Genomic DNA, 19,991 nt, shown 5'->3' with positions numbered 1-19,991 from the left:
TGTGTGGCGAAAAATGGTTTAGCCAGAAAAATCCACACTATGTTTTGGACGAAAGAATTGTAGCATGAGAACCAGAAAAACGTCAATAGCAGATTTGTTAAATCTCCAGATCATCCGCATTTGCCATATACGTCTGCGTATAAAGCACGACCGTATCGCCCTTTGGAACAAGGATCCTGTGATTTCGCTGGATCACGGCGATGATAATACGCTCCGGCATGTTCAGTTCCATGATCCTGTGATTCACCCATTGATCATTTTCGGTGAGGCGGATGCGGATAAAATGCACATCTTCTTCCTGACCATATTCCCCGATCCGTTTAAGTCTCGAATACTGGTCGACAAATCCTGCAGAAATGATACCGGTGGGGATCGCAACCATGCCGACACCAAGAAATGCAATAAAAATACCAAAAATCTTGCCGATCGTGGTGACAGGATAAATATCACCATAGCCTACAGTGAGCAGGGTGGAAGCAACCCACCAGATCCCGGAAAATGCATTCGTAAAAACCTCCGGCTGCGCCCGGTTTCCCAGACTGTATTCATTATGCAAAATTCCTCCCATTACTTGAAAATATTGTACCGGAAACCAGGAAATGCGTCAACGGTACAGACAGTTTCAGACAGAAAAACATTCAAAAACCGTGTAGAATATCACGTTTTTTGTACATAACCGTAAACATATACCAGTCCTTCTTGCGGTACATACTTCAATGTGCTACACTCAAAAAATGCCAAAAATAATCACAGAAAAAGTGATATTGTTATAAGGAAAAAAGGCACTTAGAGGAGAAAAAATATGAAAACACTGCTGACACTGCAGCTCACGATCTTTATTCTGGTAGCTGTAGGATTTTTAATGAAAAAGATACATATCATCGGTCCGCAGGGGCAGAAGAACATCAATGATCTGGTCATCTATCTGATCCTGCCATGCAACATCCTCCATGCATTTACCCAGAGTGCAACGGATGGAGATTTCAGCAATTATCTGGCGATTCTTTTTATCTCGATCGGTATTCAGGTATTCTGTGTTATCTATGGAAAAGTCATGTTCCGAAAAGAATCCGAAGACCGTCGGAAGTGCCTGCAGTACGGAACTATCTGCTCAAACGCAGGATTTCTTGGAAACCCGATCGCGGAAGGCGTTTACGGAATAGAAGGACTGGTTCTCGCCAGCGTGTACCTGATCCCGCAGAGAATCATGATGTGGTCTTCCGGTCTGGCTGTTTTTTCCGGAAGCAGTGATAAGATGAAAACGGTGAAAAAAGTCGTCACACATCCATGCATTCTGGCATGTGTACTTGGAATGATCCTGATGATCACAGGATTTCCAATCCCGTCAGGACTCGACGGTGCGGTGACTGCTGTCGGAAATTGTAATACGGCAATGTCGATGATGGTCATTGGAATGATCCTTGCAGATATCAATCTCAAAGATTTCTGGGACTGGACAGTTGTGAAATACACAGTTCACAGACTTATTATCATTCCGGCGATCGTTTATATCGTCTGCCGTTTCCTGCCTCTGAGCAAAACGGTCCTGGGACTGTGTGTACTCCTTGCAGCAATGCCGGCAGGTGCAACGACCAGTATCCTCGCAGAAAAATACCAGGTCGATTCTCCATTTGCGACAAAAATGGTCATCTTCTCAACCTTGTTATCCCTTCCGACTATCTGTCTGTGGAGCATTTTTCTCCAGTAAAAACATATTTGTCAAATTTCTGACAAAACATCCCCCCTCCCGGCTTGTAGGAGGGGTGTTTTTTTTATATACTTAAAAAATAACATTTTATACGGAAAAGAGAACAAATCATGAGCGATCTTAAAAACGAAATCCATGACTACTGGACCAACCGGGCCAGAGGTTATTCAGAATATAATCAGCAGGAAATGGCAGATGCCAGACAGACCATGTGGAGGGCGAAACTCCTCGATCTACTGGGAAAACAGTTCCCGGAGCGTGAACCAAAAGAGATTAAAATCCTTGATGTCGGAACCGGCCCGGGATTTTTTGCAATCCTTCTCGCAGAAGCCGGCTATCAGGTGACGGCGATCGACTATACAGAAGAAATGCTCAAGGAAGCACAGCAGAATGCCGGTGGATTAGCGGAGTGTATTGTGTGGAAAACCGGCGACGCACAGGCTCTTGATGTGGAAAACAACAGCTTTGATGCCATTGTAACCAGAAATGTAACATGGAATCTTCCACGCCCGGACCTCGCATATAAAGAATGGCTGCGTGTGCTCAAACCAGGCGGTATGCTTTATAACTTTGATGCAGACTGGTACGGTCATCTTTATAATGAAGAAAAGCGAAACAGCTATGAGAAAGACCGGAAGCAGACAGAAGAACAAAACGTGGAGGACTATTACAGCGGAACTGATATCGAAAAGATGGAAGAGATTGCCCGCCAGGTTCCATTAAGTCGTCTGGAACGTCCGAAGTGGGATATCGAAACTATGCAGAAAACAGGATTTCTTGATGTTTCCTGCGATGAAGCGGTCTGGAAAGAAGTCTGGACAGAAGAAGAGATCATCAATAACAGCACTTCTCCGATCTTCCTCCTGACAGGAAGAAAGAGAGATTCTTTTAATCTCAAAAATATAACAGTGGAGCCGGGTGAGAAGTGGAATGGAGAATTAGAACTTGCAAACGGCGAGATCAAACTTCCGGCGACTGTCCTTCACGGACATGGTACAGGAAAAACCATGCTGATCACAGCAGGTGTTCATGCCGGAGAATATGTCGGGATCCAGGCAGCGATCGAATTGTCCCAGAAACTCAAAATTGAAAAAGTAACAGGCACGATCATCATTGTCAAAGTCATGAACCGACCTGCATTTGAGGCACGTAACGGCAGTATGGGACTGACTGATGACAAAAACCTCAACCGCGAATTTCCGGGAGACCCGCAGGGAACAGAAATGGAGTGCCTTGCATGGGCAGTGTCTCAGGAACTTCAGCCGGTGACAGATTATTACATCGATCTCCACAGTGGAGATGACTATGAGAAATTAACACCGTATGTCTATTATGCAGGAATGGCAGCAGAAGAAGTTGTCGCAGAATCCCGTAAAATGGCAGAACAGGTCGATGTTCCATACATGGTAAAATCCAACGTGGCGTCCGGCGGTTCCTACAACTATGCGGCTTCACAGGGAATTCCGAGTATTCTGATTGAACGTGGCGGAATGGGCGACTGGAATTACGAAGAAGTCCGCTCTACCAGAAGAGATGTCCGCAATATCCTGTGCCATATGGGAATCTATCAGGGAATCAAGGATTTCAGGACATACTATCCGCTGGATGTGGCAGATGTCCGCTATCAGGATGCAGAGGAAAGCGGTCTCTGGTATCCATTCAAAAAAGTCGGCGACATGATCCAGGAAGGCGATATCCTCGGAGAAGTCCGTGACTATGAGGGAAAAGTCAAAGAAGTCAGCATCGCAGAGTTCGACGGCGTTCTTCTCTATCAGTGCGGCACGCTGCAGGTACTTGGCAATGGACCGATGGTCGCCTACGGAAGAATCGTGAGCCGCTACGACGAGCGCAAGGAAAAAATCGTAAAATACTGGGAAAAACGAAGCGACAGTTTTCTGGAGCAGAGAAGACAGGAACTTCACAGCACCATGGCAGAACGCTGGATGAAAGAAATCAATACACAGCTTCCGGAGGGAAAAAATCTCAAGATTCTCGATGTGGGCTGTGGAGCAGGATTTTTCACTATCCTTCTTGCAAAAGCAGGCCATCAGGTGACTGGAATCGACCTGACACCGGATATGATCAAAAACGCCCGCATCCTTGCAGAAGAAGAGGGCGTAAACTGCGGATTTACAGTTATGGATGCAGAGAATCCGGAATTCCCGGATGACACCTTTGATGTGATCATTTCCAGAAACCTGACCTGGACATTGCCGCATGTGCGTCACGCATATCAGGAGTGGCTTCGCGTCCTCAAAAAAGGCGGTGTACTGCTCAATTTTGATGCAAACTACGGAATCACAGACTTCTCAAATGTGGAAGACCTTCCGGAAAATCATGCACATAACACACTCGGAAATGACATGATGCGCGAGTGCGAGGAGATCAAACGTCAGCTTCCGATCAGTTCCTACAGCCGTCCGGCGTGGGATCTGGAAACCCTGGGATCTATGGATCTTAAAGATTTCCGGGTAGACTTAGGAATCAGCAGCAGGATCTATCTTGAAAAAGACGAATTTTATAATCCGACTCCGCTGTTTATGCTGCGGACAGTTAAATGACAGGCAGACAACTGCACAGACTATAAGGATATGCGGAGAATCATATGGATTTAAAACAATTGCAATATTTTGTGGCATGTGCCCAGGCAGGGTCTTTCAGTGATGCGGCGAAGATCCTCTATTCGACACAGCCCAGTGTGAGCAAGGTGATCAAGGCACTGGAAGACACTCTTGGAATGCAGCTTTTTGAGCGCCTTCCGAGAGGAATCCGACTGACAGTGCAGGGACAGAAAGTCTATCACTATGCATGTAAGATCACAAATGAGATGAATGTTCTGGAGAATATGGCTTTGGGAGGCATGACAAAATGGATTCGTATTTCGCTGAATCCAAGTTCCTGGTTTGCCAATCAGTTTGTAGATTTTTATAATGAAACCTATGAAAAAAACTATCACTTTCAGATCACAACAGCAGGCGTACGGAGTGTTATGGAACGTGTCCGTGACTACATGGATGACATTGGATTTGTTTATATCCTGAGTCAGCAAAAGGAGAACTTCCTGCACGAGCTGACCAAAAATAAACTACAGTTTTTTACAATGTATGAAACAGATGTAGTCCTGTATTCAGGGCGGAAGACAGAAATTTATGCTTCCAGAAAGGACAAAGCAGAGCTTGCAGATCTGGAAGGAATCCGTTTTATCCAGAATTATCAGGATGAATTTTTTGATATCGGAGCTGCACGGGAAGATGCATTCCAGTGGAAAGATCTTGATATTTCTGTGCTGACCAACAGTGACTACATTATGGAAAAAATGCTCAGGAACAGCCGGGTTGCAAATGTAAGCGGCAGTTATCTTTCCGAGAACAAAACAGGTACTACGCCGGGAATCCCGCTGAATATGGGTGACAGTAAGGTTATTTTTGGCTATATGCTCCACAAAGGCGAAAAAATTGATGAAAGTATACAGGAATTTCTCGACTTTCTGGTAAGCAGACTTCCCAAAAGTTAATTCAGACTCATTCCAGAACAGACGAAAGGTATTCGAACTACGAATAGCACATAACCCTCCCACGGGGTTGTGTGCTTTTTTGACATCTGATAGACTTTATCTGACGAATTACTATGCGGATATTTTGTCTGAGGATTTACAGACACAAAAGGAGAATTCATGATTAAATACATTTTTAAAAGACTTCTTCAGCTGATCCCGATTCTAATTGGGATCACTTTTTTGTCTTTTGCCATGATGCGTTTGGCAGGTGGTGATGCGGTAACGTATATGTATGAGAATGCCGGTTCAGCAGTTTCACAGGAAGTCATTGATGAGACGCGGAAGGAATATGGTCTGGATCAGCCATTTCTTATTCAGTATGCGAAATGGTTTGCAGGAATGGCAACCGGAGATATGGGCAAGAGCTACGTATCCAAACGAGATGTTTATGAAACATTTGTAGAAAAACTTCCGGCAACGATCATGCTGACCGTATCTTCTGTATTGCTGACAATGCTGATCGCAATTCCACTCGGCATTTTTTCGGCGGTAAAGCATAATAAATGGAGCGATTACCTGATACGTTTCCTGAGTTTTATCGGGAATTCCATGCCAAACTTCTTTGCAGCACTGGTGCTGATGTACTTTTTTTCCATCAGACTTGGATGGTTTCCGGTAATCACAACGGACAATATAGCTTTAAGCCTCGTTCTGCCAACACTGACACTTGCCATATCTATGGCATCCAAGTATACCAGACAGGTGAGAACTACGATCCTTGAAGAACTGAACAAAGATTATGTGGTCGGAGCAAAGGCGAGAGGTGTGAGAGGAAGCGTGATCATCTGGAAGAATGTTATGAAGTCTTCCATGCTGACGATCATTACTCTGCTGGCTTTATCAATAGGAAGTCTTCTGGGAGGAACTACGATCGTTGAGACTATTTTTATGTGGGATGGTGTTGGCAAAATGGCAGTAGATGCCATTACCATGAGAGATTACCCGATCATTCAGGCATATGTAGCCTGGATGGCAATCATTTATGTGGTTGTAAACCTGATCACGGATATCATTTATCACTATCTGGATCCTCGAGTAAGATTAGGAGGTGACAGAGCATGACGCAGAAAAAGAAACAGATATCTGTCCGAAAACAGAAAATAAAGAAAAATCATGTCAGAGAAAAGCTGATCTTTTTTACTATACTGGCGATGGTTTTACTTGTTGTCGCAGCCTTTGCACGGAAGCTCTGTCCGTATGATCCGGATGTACAGGATCTTCTGCTGGCACAGAAACCGCCAAGTGCAGAACATATACTGGGTACAGACCGCTACGGAAGAGACATGTTTTCGCGTGTACTGGTAGGAAGTACGACCAGTATTTATGCGACACTGCTTCTGGTGGCGATCGTCACGATACTTGGAACGGTGATCGGCATCATCTGCGGGTGGTGTGGAGGAATCATAGATACTGTGCTGATGCGTGTATCTGATCTGTTTCTGGCGTTCCCAAGCCTTGTTTTTGCCCTCGCAGTAGCTGGTGTACTTGGCGGTGGCATCCAGAATGCGATCATAGCACTGGCTGTCATCGGATGGCCGAAGTTTGCCAGACTTGCCAGAGGACTGACTCTTGCACAGAAAGATTCACCATATCTGATGGCGGTGAGACTTTCGGGAAGCAGCACACTGAAAATTATGTTTAAACATATTTTACCGAATATTGCAGGTCCGATACTGGTTACCTCTGTTCTTGATATCGGAACTATGATGATGGAACTTGCAGGACTGTCCTTCCTCGGACTTGGCGTACAGCCTCCGATGGCAGAGTGGGGAAGCATGATTAATGATGGAAGAAGTATGCTTCAGATCTCACCATGGATGGTACTTGCACCGGGACTTGCCATATTTATAACCGTTATGATCTTTAATCTTCTCGGGGATACACTCAGAGATTTTATGGATCCAAAAGAAAGAGCAAAGAAATAAGAGAATAAAGAAAGGAAACAACGATTATGAAGAAGAAATTACTTGCAGCAATTCTGACAGGAGCAATGCTTGTAGCAGGAATGTCTACAACCGTATGGGCTGACGGTGAAAAGGCTTTTGTTTATGGAACAACCGGATACAGCGAGGAAATGGGAGATGCGGGATTAAACCCACATGACAACTATTCAGGCTGGAGTGCACTTCGTTATGGCGTTGGCGAAACTCTGTTCAAATATAATGACAACATGGAAGTAGAGCCATGGCTTGCAACTGATTATGAATTTGTGGATGATACAACTGTAAAGATCACACTTCGTGAAGGAGTACAGTTTTCCAGCGGACGTACCATGGATGCGGAAGCAGTCAAGGAATGTCTGGAAGATCTGATCGCAGTTCATGACCGTGCACCTTATGACCTCAAGATCGATCATATTGATGCAGATGGTCTGACACTTACCATTTATACAACAGAGCCATGTCCGGCGATCATCAATTATCTTGGTGATCCATATGGTGCGATCATTGACATGGATTATGGAATCCAGGGTGAAGGCGGTTCTGCCAATGTGGCCGGAACTGGCCCATATATTGCAGAGAACGTCACTCCAACCCAGATCGATCTGGTAAAAAACGATAACTACTGGGGCGGTGAAGTGAAAGTAGATAAAGTTACAGTCAAATCTTTTGCAGACGGAAGTGCACTGACCGCAGCCCTGCAGACAGGTGATATTCAGGGTACTTATGGACTCCAGTATGACAACTATGCATTATTTGAAAATAATTCAGATTACACGATTAATTCCTGTGCGACCAGCCGATGTTTCTTTGGTCAGTTCAATATGGATTCAGAGATCATGAAAGACCAGAACGTTCGTAAAGCTGTTGAGATGGGAATCGACAAAGACGGATTCTGCTCTGTCATCATGGAAGGACGTGGAGTTCCGGCAAAGGCAGCTTTCCCAAGCGGCTTTTCTTATGGAAATGATGCAGTAGAAACGGTTTCCTATGACCCGGAAGGCGCTAAGAAACTTCTTGAGGAATCCGGCTGGACGGATACAGACGGAGACGGATATGTGGATAAAGACGGACAGAAACTCAGCATTAACTGGCTGACTTACCCAACCCGTCTGGAACAGCCGAAACTTGCCGAGTACGCACAGGCTACACTGAAAGATATCGGAATCGATGTGGTTGTAAATAATACATCTGACCATATGACGATTGCAAAGAATGGAGACTTTGATGTATATGTAAGTTCTACAACTACAGCACCGACAGGTGATCCGGAATACTTCTTTACCAGTACAGTAACAGGTGCCAAGAACTATGGTAACTATCAGAATGAAGAAGTAACAAAACTGACAGATCAGCTTCACCAGACGTTTGACAAGGATGAAAGAGCAAAACTTGCAGTAGAACTTCAGCAGGATATTCTGGATGATGATGCGTTCTTCTTTGTATCTCATCTGAATATGGGAATCGTAACAAAATCAAATGTTACAGGAATGGCAGCACATCCATGTGATTACTATGAGATCACTGCTGACCTGGATGTAGAATAAAATTATTGCTTCTGCTTGCAGCAGCAATTTTTGAGGAGAAAATAAATTATGGATTCTTTGCTTCGTGTAGAGCATGTGACAATTTCTTATAATGGAAAACCAACGGTTGAGGATGTCAGCTTTGAATTAAAGCAGGGCGAAATCCTTGGAATCGTGGGCGAGTCCGGAAGTGGCAAAAGTACGATCATCAAGGCAATCATGGGGCTTCTGGGAGAAGAAGGTCTGGTTACAAGAGGTGATATCTGGTACAAAGGTGAGAACCTTACAGACATGAGTGAAAAAAAACTCCGTAAGTTTCTGGGAACAGAGATCGGAATGGTCTTCCAGGACTGTAAAACTGCATTGTGTCCCGTTCGGACAATTGGAGCACAGATACATGAGGCAGTATCCGAACATGAGAAAGTCAGCAAAAAGGAAATCCGGGAACGTGCCGGAGAGATCATGAAGAAGATAGGTCTGGATGACAGTGACCGTGTGCTGGACAGTTATCCGTTTGAACTCTCCGGTGGAATGAACCAGAGAGTGGGGATCTGTACAGCCATGATCATGCATCCGAATCTGCTTCTGGTAGATGAACCGACCAGTGCACTGGATGTGACTGTTCAGAAGCAGGTAGTGGAAGAACTTCTGCTCATGCGTAAAGAATACAATACTGCAATGATTCTTGTAACTCACAATATCGGCGTTGTAAGGATGATGACAGACAGGATACTGGTTCTACAGAACGGACAGGTAAGAGAGTATGGAGAAACTGAGGCTGTCCTGGATCATCCGAAAGATCCATATACAAAGAAGTTGATGGGTTCTGTGCTTCATCTGAATCGGGCAGAGAATCAGGAGGTGCAGTAGAATGGCGGATATTATCCTGAAAGCGGATCATCTCAAAAAAGTATTTATATCAGGGAAAAAATCCATGACTGCAGTGGATGATGTAAGCTTTGAACTGGAACGGGGAGAATGCCTTGGAATCGTAGGCGAATCCGGTTCCGGTAAAAGTACGATTGCCAAAATGATCACACATCTGGAGCCGGTGACGGATGGGCAGATTTTTCTTAAAGGAAAGGACATTACCCATGTCGGAGGCAAAAGCTTAAGGAAAACCTATCAGGATATCCAGATGGTTTTTCAGATGCCAATGGAATCTTTTGACCCGAGATGTACTTTGGGCGACGGAATTGGGGAAAGTCTCCGGAATATGGGGATAAATCGCACAGAAACACGAACACGTGTGGAAAATCTTCTCGAAAGATGCGGCCTTTCTAAAGAATACGCGGACCGTTATCCGCATCAGGTCAGCGGAGGGCAGTGCCAGCGAGCCGCAATTGCCAGAGCACTTGCAGTCAGTCCGGAGATCCTGATCTGTGATGAGGCCACCAGCGCACTTGACGTAACTGTGCAGAAACAGATCCTGGAACTTCTGATTGAACTGAAAGAAAAAGAGAATCTGTCATTTATCCTGATCTGTCATGACCTTGCGCTGGTGCAGGCCTTCTGCGACAAAGTACTGGTTCTCTATCATGGAAAGACAGTAGAATATGGAACACCGGATGATATCATCAATCATCCGAAGATGGATTATACAAAGAAATTAATAGATTCAGTTTTATAAATCAACAGCATAATAATCAGCGAATAATAACCGGAGGGCAGGAAAGACATTGATTACTATCACACATAATCGACATCTTGCAGAGACGATCGGAAGCAGATTTGCGGTTATGAATGAAGACCATGAATTAAAAATGATATAAATATAAAAAAAGTACTTCCCGCGGATTAGAAGTACTTTTTTTATTATGGGTTAACTGGTGCCTTAAGGGTGGAGGTCTGTGCACCTTTATTTGATAAAATAACACAGTTCTTTGTGTTGACTATATTTTAACAAAACGCAGTGTAAAAACAAGCCTCCCAGGGGGATGTAAAGCCATGAAAAAAACAGTATGATCCATGCGATATATGAATATGTCAATATCCCCCAGGGGCGGTTATATATGACCGAAATTGATGGTATACTGATAGAACTTGTTATGCATAATAAATAAAAATAAACCATAAAACTGTTGATAGACACAGCGTTATGCATAAATAAGAACAAAAGGAGGAAATGAGACAATGAAGAGAAAATTACTGGCAATTATGATGGCGGTCTGTGTGACAGCATCCTTTGCAGGAGGATCTGCAACTGTATTTGCGGCACAGGAAGAAAGCACAGCGAAAGATGAAGTAATCGTAACCATGCCGACAACATCTGAGCCGGAGTCCGGTTTTGACCCGGCATATGGATGGGGCGCAGGAGAGCATGTGCATGAGCCACTGATCCAGAGCACACTTACTACTACAAACACAGATCTTTCTATCGGTATGGACCTGGCGACAGATTATTCTGTGAGCGATGATGGACTTACCTGGACTGTTAAGATCCGGGATGATGTCAAATTTACAGACGGTGAAGCTCTGACAGCATCCGATGTGGCATTTACATACAACAACTGCCGCGATAACAGTTCCGTCAATGATTTTTCCATGCTGAAAGAAGCAGTGGCTGTGGATGATACAACGGTTGAATTTCACATGAACACACCATTTGCAGTCTGGCCATATACAATGGCAATTGTGGGAATCGTTCCGGAACATGCTTATGATGAGAATTACGGACAGGATCCGATCGGTTCCGGACGTTATATCATGAAACAGTGGGACAAAGGACAGCAGGTTATTTTTAAGGCGAATCCGGACTACTACGGCGAAGCACCAAAAATGAAAAAAGTAACCGTTCTTTTCATGGAAGAAGATGCAGCACTGGCAGCAGCTCAGTCCGGCACGGTAGACGTAGCACATACGGCGGCATCTTATTCAGATATGACGGTTGATGGATATGCTCTGTTCAGCGTGCAGACAGTAGATAACCGCGGATTCAACCTTCCGGCAACTGCAGCAGAGGAAATTGACGGAGTAACTTATGGAAATGACTTCACCAGCGATGTGGAAGTAAGACGTGCGATCAATATCGGCATTGACCGTGAAGAAATGATCCAGAATGTCCTGAATGGTTACGGAACCCCGGCATACAGCGTGTGCGATAAAATGCCATGGTATAACGAGGAAGCAGAAGTAGAATACGATCTGGATAAAGCAAAAGAAATTCTTGAAACAGCAGGATGGGCAGAAGGTGATGACGGAATCCGTGAAAAAGACGGCGTACGTGCGGAATTTACCATGCTGTATCCGGCATCCGATTCTGTTCGCCAGGCACTGGCAGAAGACAGCAAGAATCAGCTTGCCGAACTTGGAATTGAAGTGACAACAGAGGGCGTTGACTGGGATACTGCCTACACAAGAGCAGAGTCTGAGCCACTTGTATGGGGATGGGGCGCACATACACCAATGGAGCTGTACAACATCTATCATACAATGAGCGAGACCGGCCTTGCAGAGTACTCTCCATATGCGAACGAAACCGTAGACAAATATATGGATGAAGCTCTGAAATCCAGTGATCTGGAAGCATCGTATGACCTTTGGAAAAAAGCCCAGTGGGACGGAGAGAGCGGAATTACGCAGGAGGGAGATATCCCGTGGATCTGGCTCTGCAATATCGATCATCTGTACTTTGTAAAAGACGGACTCAAAGTAGCTGACCAGAAGATCCATCCACACGGACATGGCTGGTCTATCGTAAATAACGTAGATCAGTGGTCATGGGAGTAACAGATCTTGAATAATTCAAAAGCAAAATTTATCTTAAAAAATTTCATTAAAGTGCTGCTTCTGCTGTTTGCGGTCAGTGTTGCTGCTTTTGCACTTATGACAGCTTCTCCGATCGATCCTCTGAAAGCGAACGTCGGACAGGCTGCGCTTGGAAGCATGAGTCAGGAACAGATCGCAAAACTTGAAGAATACTGGGGCGTGGGACAGCCGCCCCTGCAGCGCTACATTGCATGGTTCAGAGATTTTGTGAGGGGAGATATGGGAATATCTCTCCTTTATCGACAGAAGGTAACGACAGTGATCGCCGTAAAACTTGGAAATTCTCTGTTTCTGATGATCATTGCATGGATTTTGTCAGGACTGATTGGTTTTTTGCTGGGCTCACTTGCAGGGATGAACCGTGGAAAACCGATTGATAAGATCATCAAAGGATACTGTCTGGTGATCTCCAGTACCCCGGCATTCTGGATTGCTATGCTGTTGCTTATCATTTTTGGAGTATGGCTCAAAATACTTCCGATAGGATTAAGTGTACCGATTGGAGTTGAGGCAAGCGGAGTGACTTTTTTTGACCGTGTGCGTCATGCAATCCTTCCGGCGGTGACACTTTCCATCACAGGAATATCCAATATTGCCATGCATACCAGAGAAAAAATGATCGACATCTGTGACAGCGATTACGTGCTTTTTGCAAAAGCAAGAGGAGAGAGTAACTGGCAGATATTCAAAAATCATGGTTTCCGCAATGTCCTTGGCCCGGCAGTGACACTTCAGTTTGCTTCGATCAGCGAGATATTTGGCGGCTCAGTGCTTGTGGAGCAGGTTTTTTCCTATCCGGGACTTGGACAGGCAGCGGTCAGTGCAGGTCTTGGAAGTGATATGCCGCTTCTGATGGCGATCACGATCATAAGTGCACTGTTTGTGTTTGGAGGAAACTTTATAGCCAATATTCTGTACGGAGTCATCGACCCGCGGATCCGAAGAGGGGGTGCGGGAAGATGAAAAACAGATGGAACCGCAGAAAAACTCTGGTACTCTGGCTTGTTATCGCCGTGGTGTTTCTTATAGCAGTCTGTATCAGCGGCCTGTTCTGCGAAGATGCGGCAAGGGCAACAGATTTTTCCAGAAAAAACCTTGCACCCTGCCTGAAATATCCGTTTGGTACAGACTGGCTTGGAAGAGATATGTTTGCACGGACAGTCAGAGGACTTTCTATCAGTATCATCATAGGAGTATGTGCAGCTACGTTCAGCGCGGTCATGGCATTTATTCTTGGAGTTGTATCTGCAACAATGGGAAAAACAGCAGATACCATTGTGACATGGATCATAGACCTGGTCATGGGAATTCCGCATATGCTTCTTCTGATCCTTATCTGCGTTGCATGCGGAAGAGGACTTAAGGGAGTCATTCTTGGAGTTGCACTGACGCACTGGACATCTCTGGCGAGACTGATTAGAGGTGAAGTGCTGCAGCTCAAAGAACAGATTTACATAAAAACAGCCAGAAAACTGGGAAAAAGCAACTTGTATATCGCAATGAAACACATGGTTCCACATCTGCTTCCGCAGTTTATTGTCGGACTTGTCCTTCTTTTTCCGCATGCGATCCTTCATGAATCCAGTATCACTTTTCTTGGGTTCGGGCTGTCAAATGAACAGCCTGCGATCGGAATTATTTTGTCAGAAGCAATGAAATATCTGATCACAGGCAAGTGGTGGCTTGCATTATTTCCGGGAATTATGCTGGTGATCACCGTTGTATGTTTTTATACAACAGGTGAAAATCTCCGCAGGCTGCTGGATCCGGCAAGTGCACACGAATAGGAGAAGAGAATGGAAAGGGAAAAAATTCTGGAAATCAACAACATGAAAATATCTTTTACCCAGTACCAGAAAGGAATACAGCAGACAGAACTGCCTGTGATCAAAGATTTGAGTGTCACGATCCATGCAGGAGAAATGGTGGCAGTAGTCGGTTCTTCCGGTTCGGGCAAAAGTCTGCTGGCACATGGAATCATGGGGATTTTGCCATATAATGCTGAAATGGGTGGAGAAATACGATACTGCGGAGAGCCGCTGACAGAAAAAAACATCCGGAAACTGCGGGGGAAAGAAATCGTTCTGGTCCCGCAGAGTACTTCTTATCTGGATCCATTAATGAAGGTCGGACAGCAGATCTGCAAAGGAAAAAAGAACAAAGAAAAGAAGAAACATCTGGATTCTATTTTTGAACAATATTCTCTGGATAAAAAGGTTCAGGAACAGTATCCGTTTGAACTTTCCGGGGGAATGACCAGGAGAATCATGATCTCTACAGCATTGATCGAGAATCCAAAGCTGGTCATCGCGGATGAACCAACACCGGGGCTGGATCCGAAACTCGCAAAACGTGCAATGGAACATTTTCGCCAGCTTGCGGATATGGGAGCTGCTGTTCTTGTCATTACACATGATCTGGAACTTGCCCTGGAAACGGCAGACAGAGTACAGGTATTTTATGCCGGTTATACGATCGAAGACGCGGCAGTGGATGATTTTAATGAGGAAGAAACTCTTCGACATCCATATACCAGAGCACTCTGGCGTGCGATGCCGAAGCACGGTTTCCAATATATTAACGGGGTACAGCCTTATGTAAAAGATAACCTGCAGGGATGCCCGTTTGCACCACGATGCGACAGGAAATCACAGGAATGTCAGGACGAGATTCCATGGAAAGCTTCCGGCAGTGGATATGTGAGGTGCATATTATGAGACTTGAAGCAAAAAATCTGTCTTTTAGTTATGATGTAAAAGGCAGACAGATACTGAGACAGTTCAGTTTAAGTGCAGACAGCAGTGAACGTGTAGGAATTATAGCTCCCAGTGGTTTTGGCAAAACAACTCTGTGTAAGATCCTGTCCGGATATGAAGCACCGCAAAGTGGCGAAGTGCTTCTTGATGGCAAACCACTCAGCGAATATGGCGCATACTGTCCGATACAGATGATCTGGCAGCACCCGGAGCAGGCGGTAAATCCAAGACTCCGCATGAAAAATGTAATCGAAGAAGGAGACAGGACAGCACCGGAACTGATCGAAAAGCTGGGAATAGAACCTGACTGGATGAATAGATTTCCGACAGAACTCTCAGGAGGAGAATTACAGCGCTTCTGCATTGCAAGAGCCCTGGGACAGAGAACCCGTTTCCTTCTGGCAGACGAGATCACAACCATGCTGGATCTCATCACCCAGAGCCAGATCTGGCATTTTCTCATCGAAGAAACAGAACGAAGAAATATCGGAATGCTCGTAGTCAGCCACAGCCCGGAACTGATCAAGAAAGTCTGCACAAGAGTAATTGAGTTAGATAAATAGAAGAAACACCAGTTTATAAAGATATAGTATGGAACATCAACACTATGCTTTATAAGCTGGTATTTTTTTTTAATCCAAACATCAAAGAACTTGTAGGTTTCCAGATGACCTGCCTGGAAAAAATGTACGACTACAATCAGACCCGCCCATCCCAGATGGAAAAACGAGCAGAGCTGATCAAAGAAATGTTCGCAGAAGCAGGAGAAGGCTGTTATATCGAGCCGCCGTTTTATGCAAACTGGGGCGGACGGCATGTTCATCTTGGTAATCATGTTTATGCTAACTTCGGGCTGACCTGTGTGGATGATACACATCGGCAAAAACTGCTGGCTCGGCGCCGGCGTGATCGTAGTACCAGGCGTAACCATTGGCGACAACACCGTCATCGGAGCCGGCAGCGTCGTAACCAAGGACATCCCCGCAAATAGTCTTGCCGTAGGTAATCCCTGCCGTGTCCTTCGAGAACTCAACGACCATGACAGAGAGTATTACTACAGAGATCGTAAGATTGACTGGGATACATTGAAATAAAAAACAAAAACCACAGAATAGCTGTCAAAAACTGTTCTGTGGTTCATTTTTTAATTTTTTATTTCTTTTTACAAAACTGTTCTGCAATCTGTTTGATCAACTTCAATTGCTCGGAGTTCAGATTCTGAAGGATTTTGATTAATTCATTTATTTCTTTCGGGTAACTCATATGCTGGTTAAAAAAATCTCCAGGAGTGATTTTGAGATAATCACAAATATAGAAAAAGACCTGCATAGATGGATAAGCTTTCTGATTTTCAATTCGATTTATGTAACTGGGATTCTGACCAAGATCAAGGCTCATTTCTCTGGCAGAGATTTCTTCATCCGTTCTTAACTGCGCAAGCCGTGTGCTGAAACTTTCCTTCGTATTCATATCACAAATTCTCCTTTTTGTGACATTTTATATCACCAACTTACTTGAAACAGGATATATAAAACCTGAAATATAAAAAGCAAGATATATAATACTTAATTTTGGAAAAATATGGAATAAAACCAGAGACAAAATTATCTTTGGAAGAGAAATATTGGAGATACTGGTAAGATTAAAGAGCGTTTCGTTCTTGCGTAATGCCAGACTTAAATTAAGTGATATATTACACATAATGACTTAATTATAAAAAACTAAAACACTTGAGACTAAGGAACGGTGATGTTTTGTGAGTATGTATCAGAGCGAGCGTGAGGTGGCAGTGAAAAGGCTGCAGAAGGGGATTTTGGAGAAGAAAACAGAACTTGATAAATTATTGTGGGATGCACTTCTGGCAGGGCAGGGGGAGTTTTTTAATACTTCATCGGGGCTTCCGTTTTCTTATGTTGTGAAGAGAAAGCGAAACGGGGAATACAGTGGAGAACTGCTGGTGTCCCGTAAGGAAAGCAGCAAAACTCTGACTCGAAGTTCTGTGCTTCTGGCGTTTCACAAAGTGATCGATGCAACTCAGATTTGTGATATAGATGGAAAAGCAGAGCTGATCCTGCCGGAATATAAAGGACCGAAGGCGATAGGGCAGATTTTTGGTATTTCTTACATATATAGTATTTTCTGGAAGTTCGAGCTGATCAGAGTTCCGGCGAAAGTGCAGGAGAAGCTGATGGACATTAAGTAAATGCCAGCGGGTCTCTTTAGCTTGTCAGACAAACGCCCAGACAATGGCAGCCGATAAAACGTATGCGGCATTGTCTGGGCATTCTAAATGCTTATGTAATTATCTGATAAACAATAACCCTTATTTCAGGATTTCATCCTTCTTCTCAAGCAGTGCTTCACACGCTGCACATGCAGGGCAGTCGCAGTATTTTGCTCCGTTGGATTTGATCTCTTTGGCGTGGATCAGGATGTTTTTTGCACCTTCTTCACCGAAAACTTTGGCACCCATATCGGACTCTGCGAAAGCAATCAGACCGTCGATCGGCATGATGTCTTCTTCAAGTTCTGCTACGAATGTTTTGGCAGCAGCAGCTTCATTTTCGCCGCCGATAGCATCGAGATAATTCTGTGCAGTTTCTTTGACTTCGGCACATGCGGATGGTGCTGCGAGCAGGTCTTCTGTTAATTCACGGATTGTTTTGGACATGATAAAATCTCCCTTCCTATGTTGTATATTGATAACTCTATTATAGCGCGAAATCGACAAAAGGAAAAGCTGAAAAGGTTTAGATAACCTCTTCAGCTCTTTTTAATGCCGCGGATATATTCGGGCGGAAATTTTCTTCTCCGACAAGTTCAACAAAGCCGGCTTTTTTCATAACGCGCATTGGCTGTTCATTGATATCCGGTGTATCATCGTCCGTATAAACCCAGCTGTCAACATGGGTTTCTTCGCTCATTCGTTTGATGAAGAGCAGACATGCAAGCACCATACCGATTTCGATGGCAACGACCAGGTCAAAGAGGACTGTCAGCACGAAAGTCGCCAGAAGTACGATAATGTCACTTTTTGGAGCGGTTTTGAGCAGATCACGGAACGTTCTCCACTGGCACATATTGTAGACAACAATAAAAAGGATCGCGGCGATCGTCGGCATAGGGATCATTCCGGCATAAGGCATCAGAACGACAAGCACGATGACAAGTGTGACAGAGTGGACCATTCCGGCGATCGGTGTACGTCCGCCGTTTTTGATATTGGCAGCAGTTCTTGCGATTGCTCCTGTTGCCGGGCATGTTTGTGTTTATATACAAACCAGAAAGCTGCGGAATGCAAAGTTGTTAATTTTTTCTCTTGACAAAAGCTTTTTTTGGAGATATACTTTGACAATCAAAATATTCTAAAATCAAAACAAATTAGGAATATGAGGAAACAACTATTATGAATAAAGAACAGACCATAACCGGAGTCATCCGGGGAACGGGAGCCTGTGTCCCGGAGAGAGTTCTGGATAACAATGAGATCGCAGGTTTTGTAGATACCAGTGATAAATGGATCCGGGAACGGACTGGTGTGGAGCGACGGCGCATTGTGGAAAAGGAAACGACAGTTTCCATGGCAGCGGAAGCAGGCCGCCAGGCACTTGAGGAAGCCGGAGTTTCACCGGAAGAAGTAGATATGATTCTGGTGGCAACGGGTTCAGCTGACCGGGTTTTTCCATGTACAGCCTGTCAGGTACAGGAAATACTTGGAGCGGTCAGAGCAGTCGGATTTGATCTCAATGCTGCGTGCAGCGGATTTCTTTTTGCTTATAATACTGCCCAGGCTTATATCTCATCCGGAATCTGCCGGACGATCCTGGTCATAGGAAGTGAGAGTCTTTCCAGACTGGTGGACTGGACGGATCGCGGAACCTGCATCCTGTTTGGAGATGGGGCCGGAGCGGTTCTTCTAAAGGCAGCAGAGGGCAAGAGCTACCGACCGGCGGCACACTCCGATGGAAAAGGCGGATCGGCACTTACCGGACCGGGAGCCGCAGGCAGAATCCGAAGTATTGACAGAGACTGCAAAGAAGCAAAAACAGAATACATTACCATGAATGGCAAGGATGTCTTTCAGTTTGCGGTCCGCAATGTTCCGCAGGTGATACAGGAAGTTTTGAAAGAAAATGAACTTTCTATAGAGGACATTGACTGGTTTGTTCTTCACCAGGCGAATGCGAGAATCGTGGATGCAGTTGCGAGGCGGCTTCGCCTGGATATCGGGAAGTTTCCAATGAACCTTCAGGATTATGGAAATACGTCATCCGCGAGCATTCCGATTTTGCTGAATGAACTGAACCGGAAGGGCGTCTTGAAAAAAGGACAGAAAATCATTCTGGCAGGATTCGGCGCAGGACTTTCATGGGGAGCTAGCGTATTAGAATGGGAAATTGACAGCCGCACAAAGTGGTAAAGCAGTTTACAGATAATCTGAATTTATAAATATAAAAAATGAATTGAAAAAAGGAGAAAACAAAAATGTTAGAAAAAATCATCGAACTTACAGCAGACACTTTAGGAGCAAACGCAGCAGAGATCACTGCAGAGACATCCTTCATGGATGATCTTCATGCAGATTCCCTTGATCTTTTTGAGCTGGCAATGGCACTTGAGGAAGAATTTTCTGTAGAGATTCCAAGTGAAGATCTTGAAAAGATCACAACCGTAGCAGACGCAATGAACTACCTGACAGAGCATCAGGCATAAGAGTCACAGGACAAGAGGATTTTA

Annotated in this window: 19 protein-coding genes and 2 pseudogenes; 17 read left to right on the top strand and 4 right to left on the bottom strand. The window is 44.6% G+C overall.

Features of this window, described 5'->3' with window-relative positions:
• Nucleotides 1–97: 97 nt before the first annotated feature.
• Nucleotides 98–556, bottom strand: a complete 459-nt coding sequence (locus DXC01_RS13735) for a potassium channel family protein (RefSeq protein WP_243111626.1) — start codon at nucleotides 554–556, stop codon at nucleotides 98–100.
• Between the two features lie 246 nt (nucleotides 557–802).
• Here DXC01_RS13735 and DXC01_RS13730 point away from each other — a divergent pair, with 246 nt between their 5' ends.
• From DXC01_RS13730 to DXC01_RS21300, 14 genes and pseudogenes are all read left to right on the top strand, one after another.
• On the top strand, nucleotides 803–1,708 hold the full coding sequence (locus DXC01_RS13730; protein WP_118699118.1) for an AEC family transporter: 906 nt from the start codon (nucleotides 803–805) through the stop codon (nucleotides 1,706–1,708).
• A gap of 110 nt (nucleotides 1,709–1,818) precedes the next feature.
• Nucleotides 1,819–4,269: a methyltransferase domain-containing protein gene (locus tag DXC01_RS13725; RefSeq protein ID WP_118699117.1), complete on the top strand. Its 2,451-nt coding sequence runs from the start codon at nucleotides 1,819–1,821 to the stop codon at nucleotides 4,267–4,269.
• 44 nt (nucleotides 4,270–4,313) lie between these two features.
• Nucleotides 4,314–5,222 (top strand): LysR family transcriptional regulator, encoded by a 909-nt coding sequence (locus DXC01_RS13720; protein ID WP_118699116.1) that lies wholly within the window; start codon nucleotides 4,314–4,316, stop codon nucleotides 5,220–5,222.
• Nucleotides 5,223–5,381: 159 nt separating this feature from the next.
• Entirely contained in the window at nucleotides 5,382–6,326 is a 945-nt protein-coding gene (gene nikB, locus DXC01_RS13715; protein ID WP_118699115.1) for a nickel ABC transporter permease, read from the top strand.
• On the top strand, nucleotides 6,323–7,189 hold the full coding sequence (nikC, locus tag DXC01_RS13710; protein WP_118699114.1) for a nickel transporter permease: 867 nt from the start codon (nucleotides 6,323–6,325) through the stop codon (nucleotides 7,187–7,189). Before nikB ends, nikC begins: the two co-directional genes overlap by 4 nt.
• 26 nt (nucleotides 7,190–7,215) lie before the next feature.
• On the top strand, nucleotides 7,216–8,751 hold the full coding sequence (locus DXC01_RS13705) for an ABC transporter substrate-binding protein (RefSeq protein ID WP_118699113.1): 1,536 nt from the start codon (nucleotides 7,216–7,218) through the stop codon (nucleotides 8,749–8,751).
• A 48-nt stretch (nucleotides 8,752–8,799) separates the two neighbouring features.
• Nucleotides 8,800–9,600 (top strand): ABC transporter ATP-binding protein, encoded by an 801-nt coding sequence (locus tag DXC01_RS13700; RefSeq protein ID WP_118699112.1) that lies wholly within the window; start codon nucleotides 8,800–8,802, stop codon nucleotides 9,598–9,600.
• Between the two features lies 1 nt (nucleotide 9,601).
• Nucleotides 9,602–10,360 (top strand): ABC transporter ATP-binding protein, encoded by a 759-nt coding sequence (locus tag DXC01_RS13695; protein ID WP_118699111.1) that lies wholly within the window; start codon nucleotides 9,602–9,604, stop codon nucleotides 10,358–10,360.
• A 503-nt stretch (nucleotides 10,361–10,863) separates the two neighbouring features.
• Nucleotides 10,864–12,459 (top strand): ABC transporter substrate-binding protein, encoded by a 1,596-nt coding sequence (locus DXC01_RS13685; RefSeq protein ID WP_118699110.1) that lies wholly within the window; start codon nucleotides 10,864–10,866, stop codon nucleotides 12,457–12,459.
• Nucleotides 12,460–12,465: 6 nt separating this feature from the next.
• Nucleotides 12,466–13,461: an ABC transporter permease gene (locus tag DXC01_RS13680; RefSeq protein ID WP_243002373.1), complete on the top strand. Its 996-nt coding sequence runs from the start codon at nucleotides 12,466–12,468 to the stop codon at nucleotides 13,459–13,461.
• A complete protein-coding gene (locus tag DXC01_RS13675; RefSeq protein ID WP_022215494.1) occupies nucleotides 13,458–14,285 on the top strand; it encodes an ABC transporter permease in 828 nt (275 codons plus the stop codon). Before DXC01_RS13680 ends, DXC01_RS13675 begins: the two co-directional genes overlap by 4 nt.
• Before the next feature lie 9 nt (nucleotides 14,286–14,294).
• Entirely contained in the window at nucleotides 14,295–15,215 is a 921-nt protein-coding gene (locus DXC01_RS13670; protein WP_118699109.1) for an oligopeptide/dipeptide ABC transporter ATP-binding protein, read from the top strand.
• Complete coding sequence (locus tag DXC01_RS13665; RefSeq protein WP_022215492.1) at nucleotides 15,212–15,817, top strand: ABC transporter ATP-binding protein; 606 nt, start codon at nucleotides 15,212–15,214, stop codon at nucleotides 15,815–15,817. Before DXC01_RS13670 ends, DXC01_RS13665 begins: the two co-directional genes overlap by 4 nt.
• A gap of 44 nt (nucleotides 15,818–15,861) precedes the next feature.
• Nucleotides 15,862–16,348 (top strand): annotated as a pseudogene (locus DXC01_RS21300) (maltose acetyltransferase domain-containing protein).
• A 58-nt stretch (nucleotides 16,349–16,406) separates the two neighbouring features.
• Here DXC01_RS21300 and DXC01_RS13655 read toward each other — a convergent pair.
• Nucleotides 16,407–16,724, bottom strand: coding sequence for a helix-turn-helix domain-containing protein (locus tag DXC01_RS13655; protein WP_118252333.1), 318 nt, complete (start codon nucleotides 16,722–16,724; stop codon nucleotides 16,407–16,409).
• Between the two features lie 292 nt (nucleotides 16,725–17,016).
• Here DXC01_RS13655 and DXC01_RS13650 point away from each other — a divergent pair, with 292 nt between their 5' ends.
• A complete protein-coding gene (locus tag DXC01_RS13650; RefSeq protein ID WP_227222684.1) occupies nucleotides 17,017–17,457 on the top strand; it encodes a hypothetical protein in 441 nt (146 codons plus the stop codon).
• 120 nt (nucleotides 17,458–17,577) lie between these two features.
• Here DXC01_RS13650 and DXC01_RS13645 read toward each other — a convergent pair whose 3' ends face one another.
• Both DXC01_RS13645 and DXC01_RS13640 read right to left on the bottom strand, forming a co-directional pair.
• A complete protein-coding gene (locus DXC01_RS13645; RefSeq protein ID WP_118699108.1) occupies nucleotides 17,578–17,925 on the bottom strand; it encodes a molecular chaperone Hsp90 in 348 nt (115 codons plus the stop codon).
• 79 nt (nucleotides 17,926–18,004) lie between these two features.
• Nucleotides 18,005–18,511, bottom strand: a pseudogene (locus tag DXC01_RS13640) (SulP family inorganic anion transporter); the annotation flags it as partial.
• 149 nt (nucleotides 18,512–18,660) lie between these two features.
• Here DXC01_RS13640 and DXC01_RS13635 point away from each other — a divergent pair.
• The gene (locus tag DXC01_RS13635; protein ID WP_118699107.1) at nucleotides 18,661–19,674 is read left to right on the top strand and encodes a beta-ketoacyl-ACP synthase III; all 1,014 of its coding nucleotides are present in this window, start codon (nucleotides 18,661–18,663) and stop codon (nucleotides 19,672–19,674) included.
• Nucleotides 19,675–19,739: 65 nt separating this feature from the next.
• Nucleotides 19,740–19,967, top strand: a complete 228-nt coding sequence (acpP, locus tag DXC01_RS13630; protein WP_022215488.1) for an acyl carrier protein — start codon at nucleotides 19,740–19,742, stop codon at nucleotides 19,965–19,967.
• Nucleotides 19,968–19,991: the final 24 nt, after the last annotated feature.

It is taken from the genome of Blautia sp. OM07-19, assembly GCF_003481595.1.
GTDB lineage: Bacteria > Bacillota > Clostridia > Lachnospirales > Lachnospiraceae > Blautia_A > Blautia_A intestinihominis.
The sequence above is the reverse complement of the archived record's forward strand: the minus strand, read 5'-3'. Positions and strand labels throughout refer to the sequence as shown.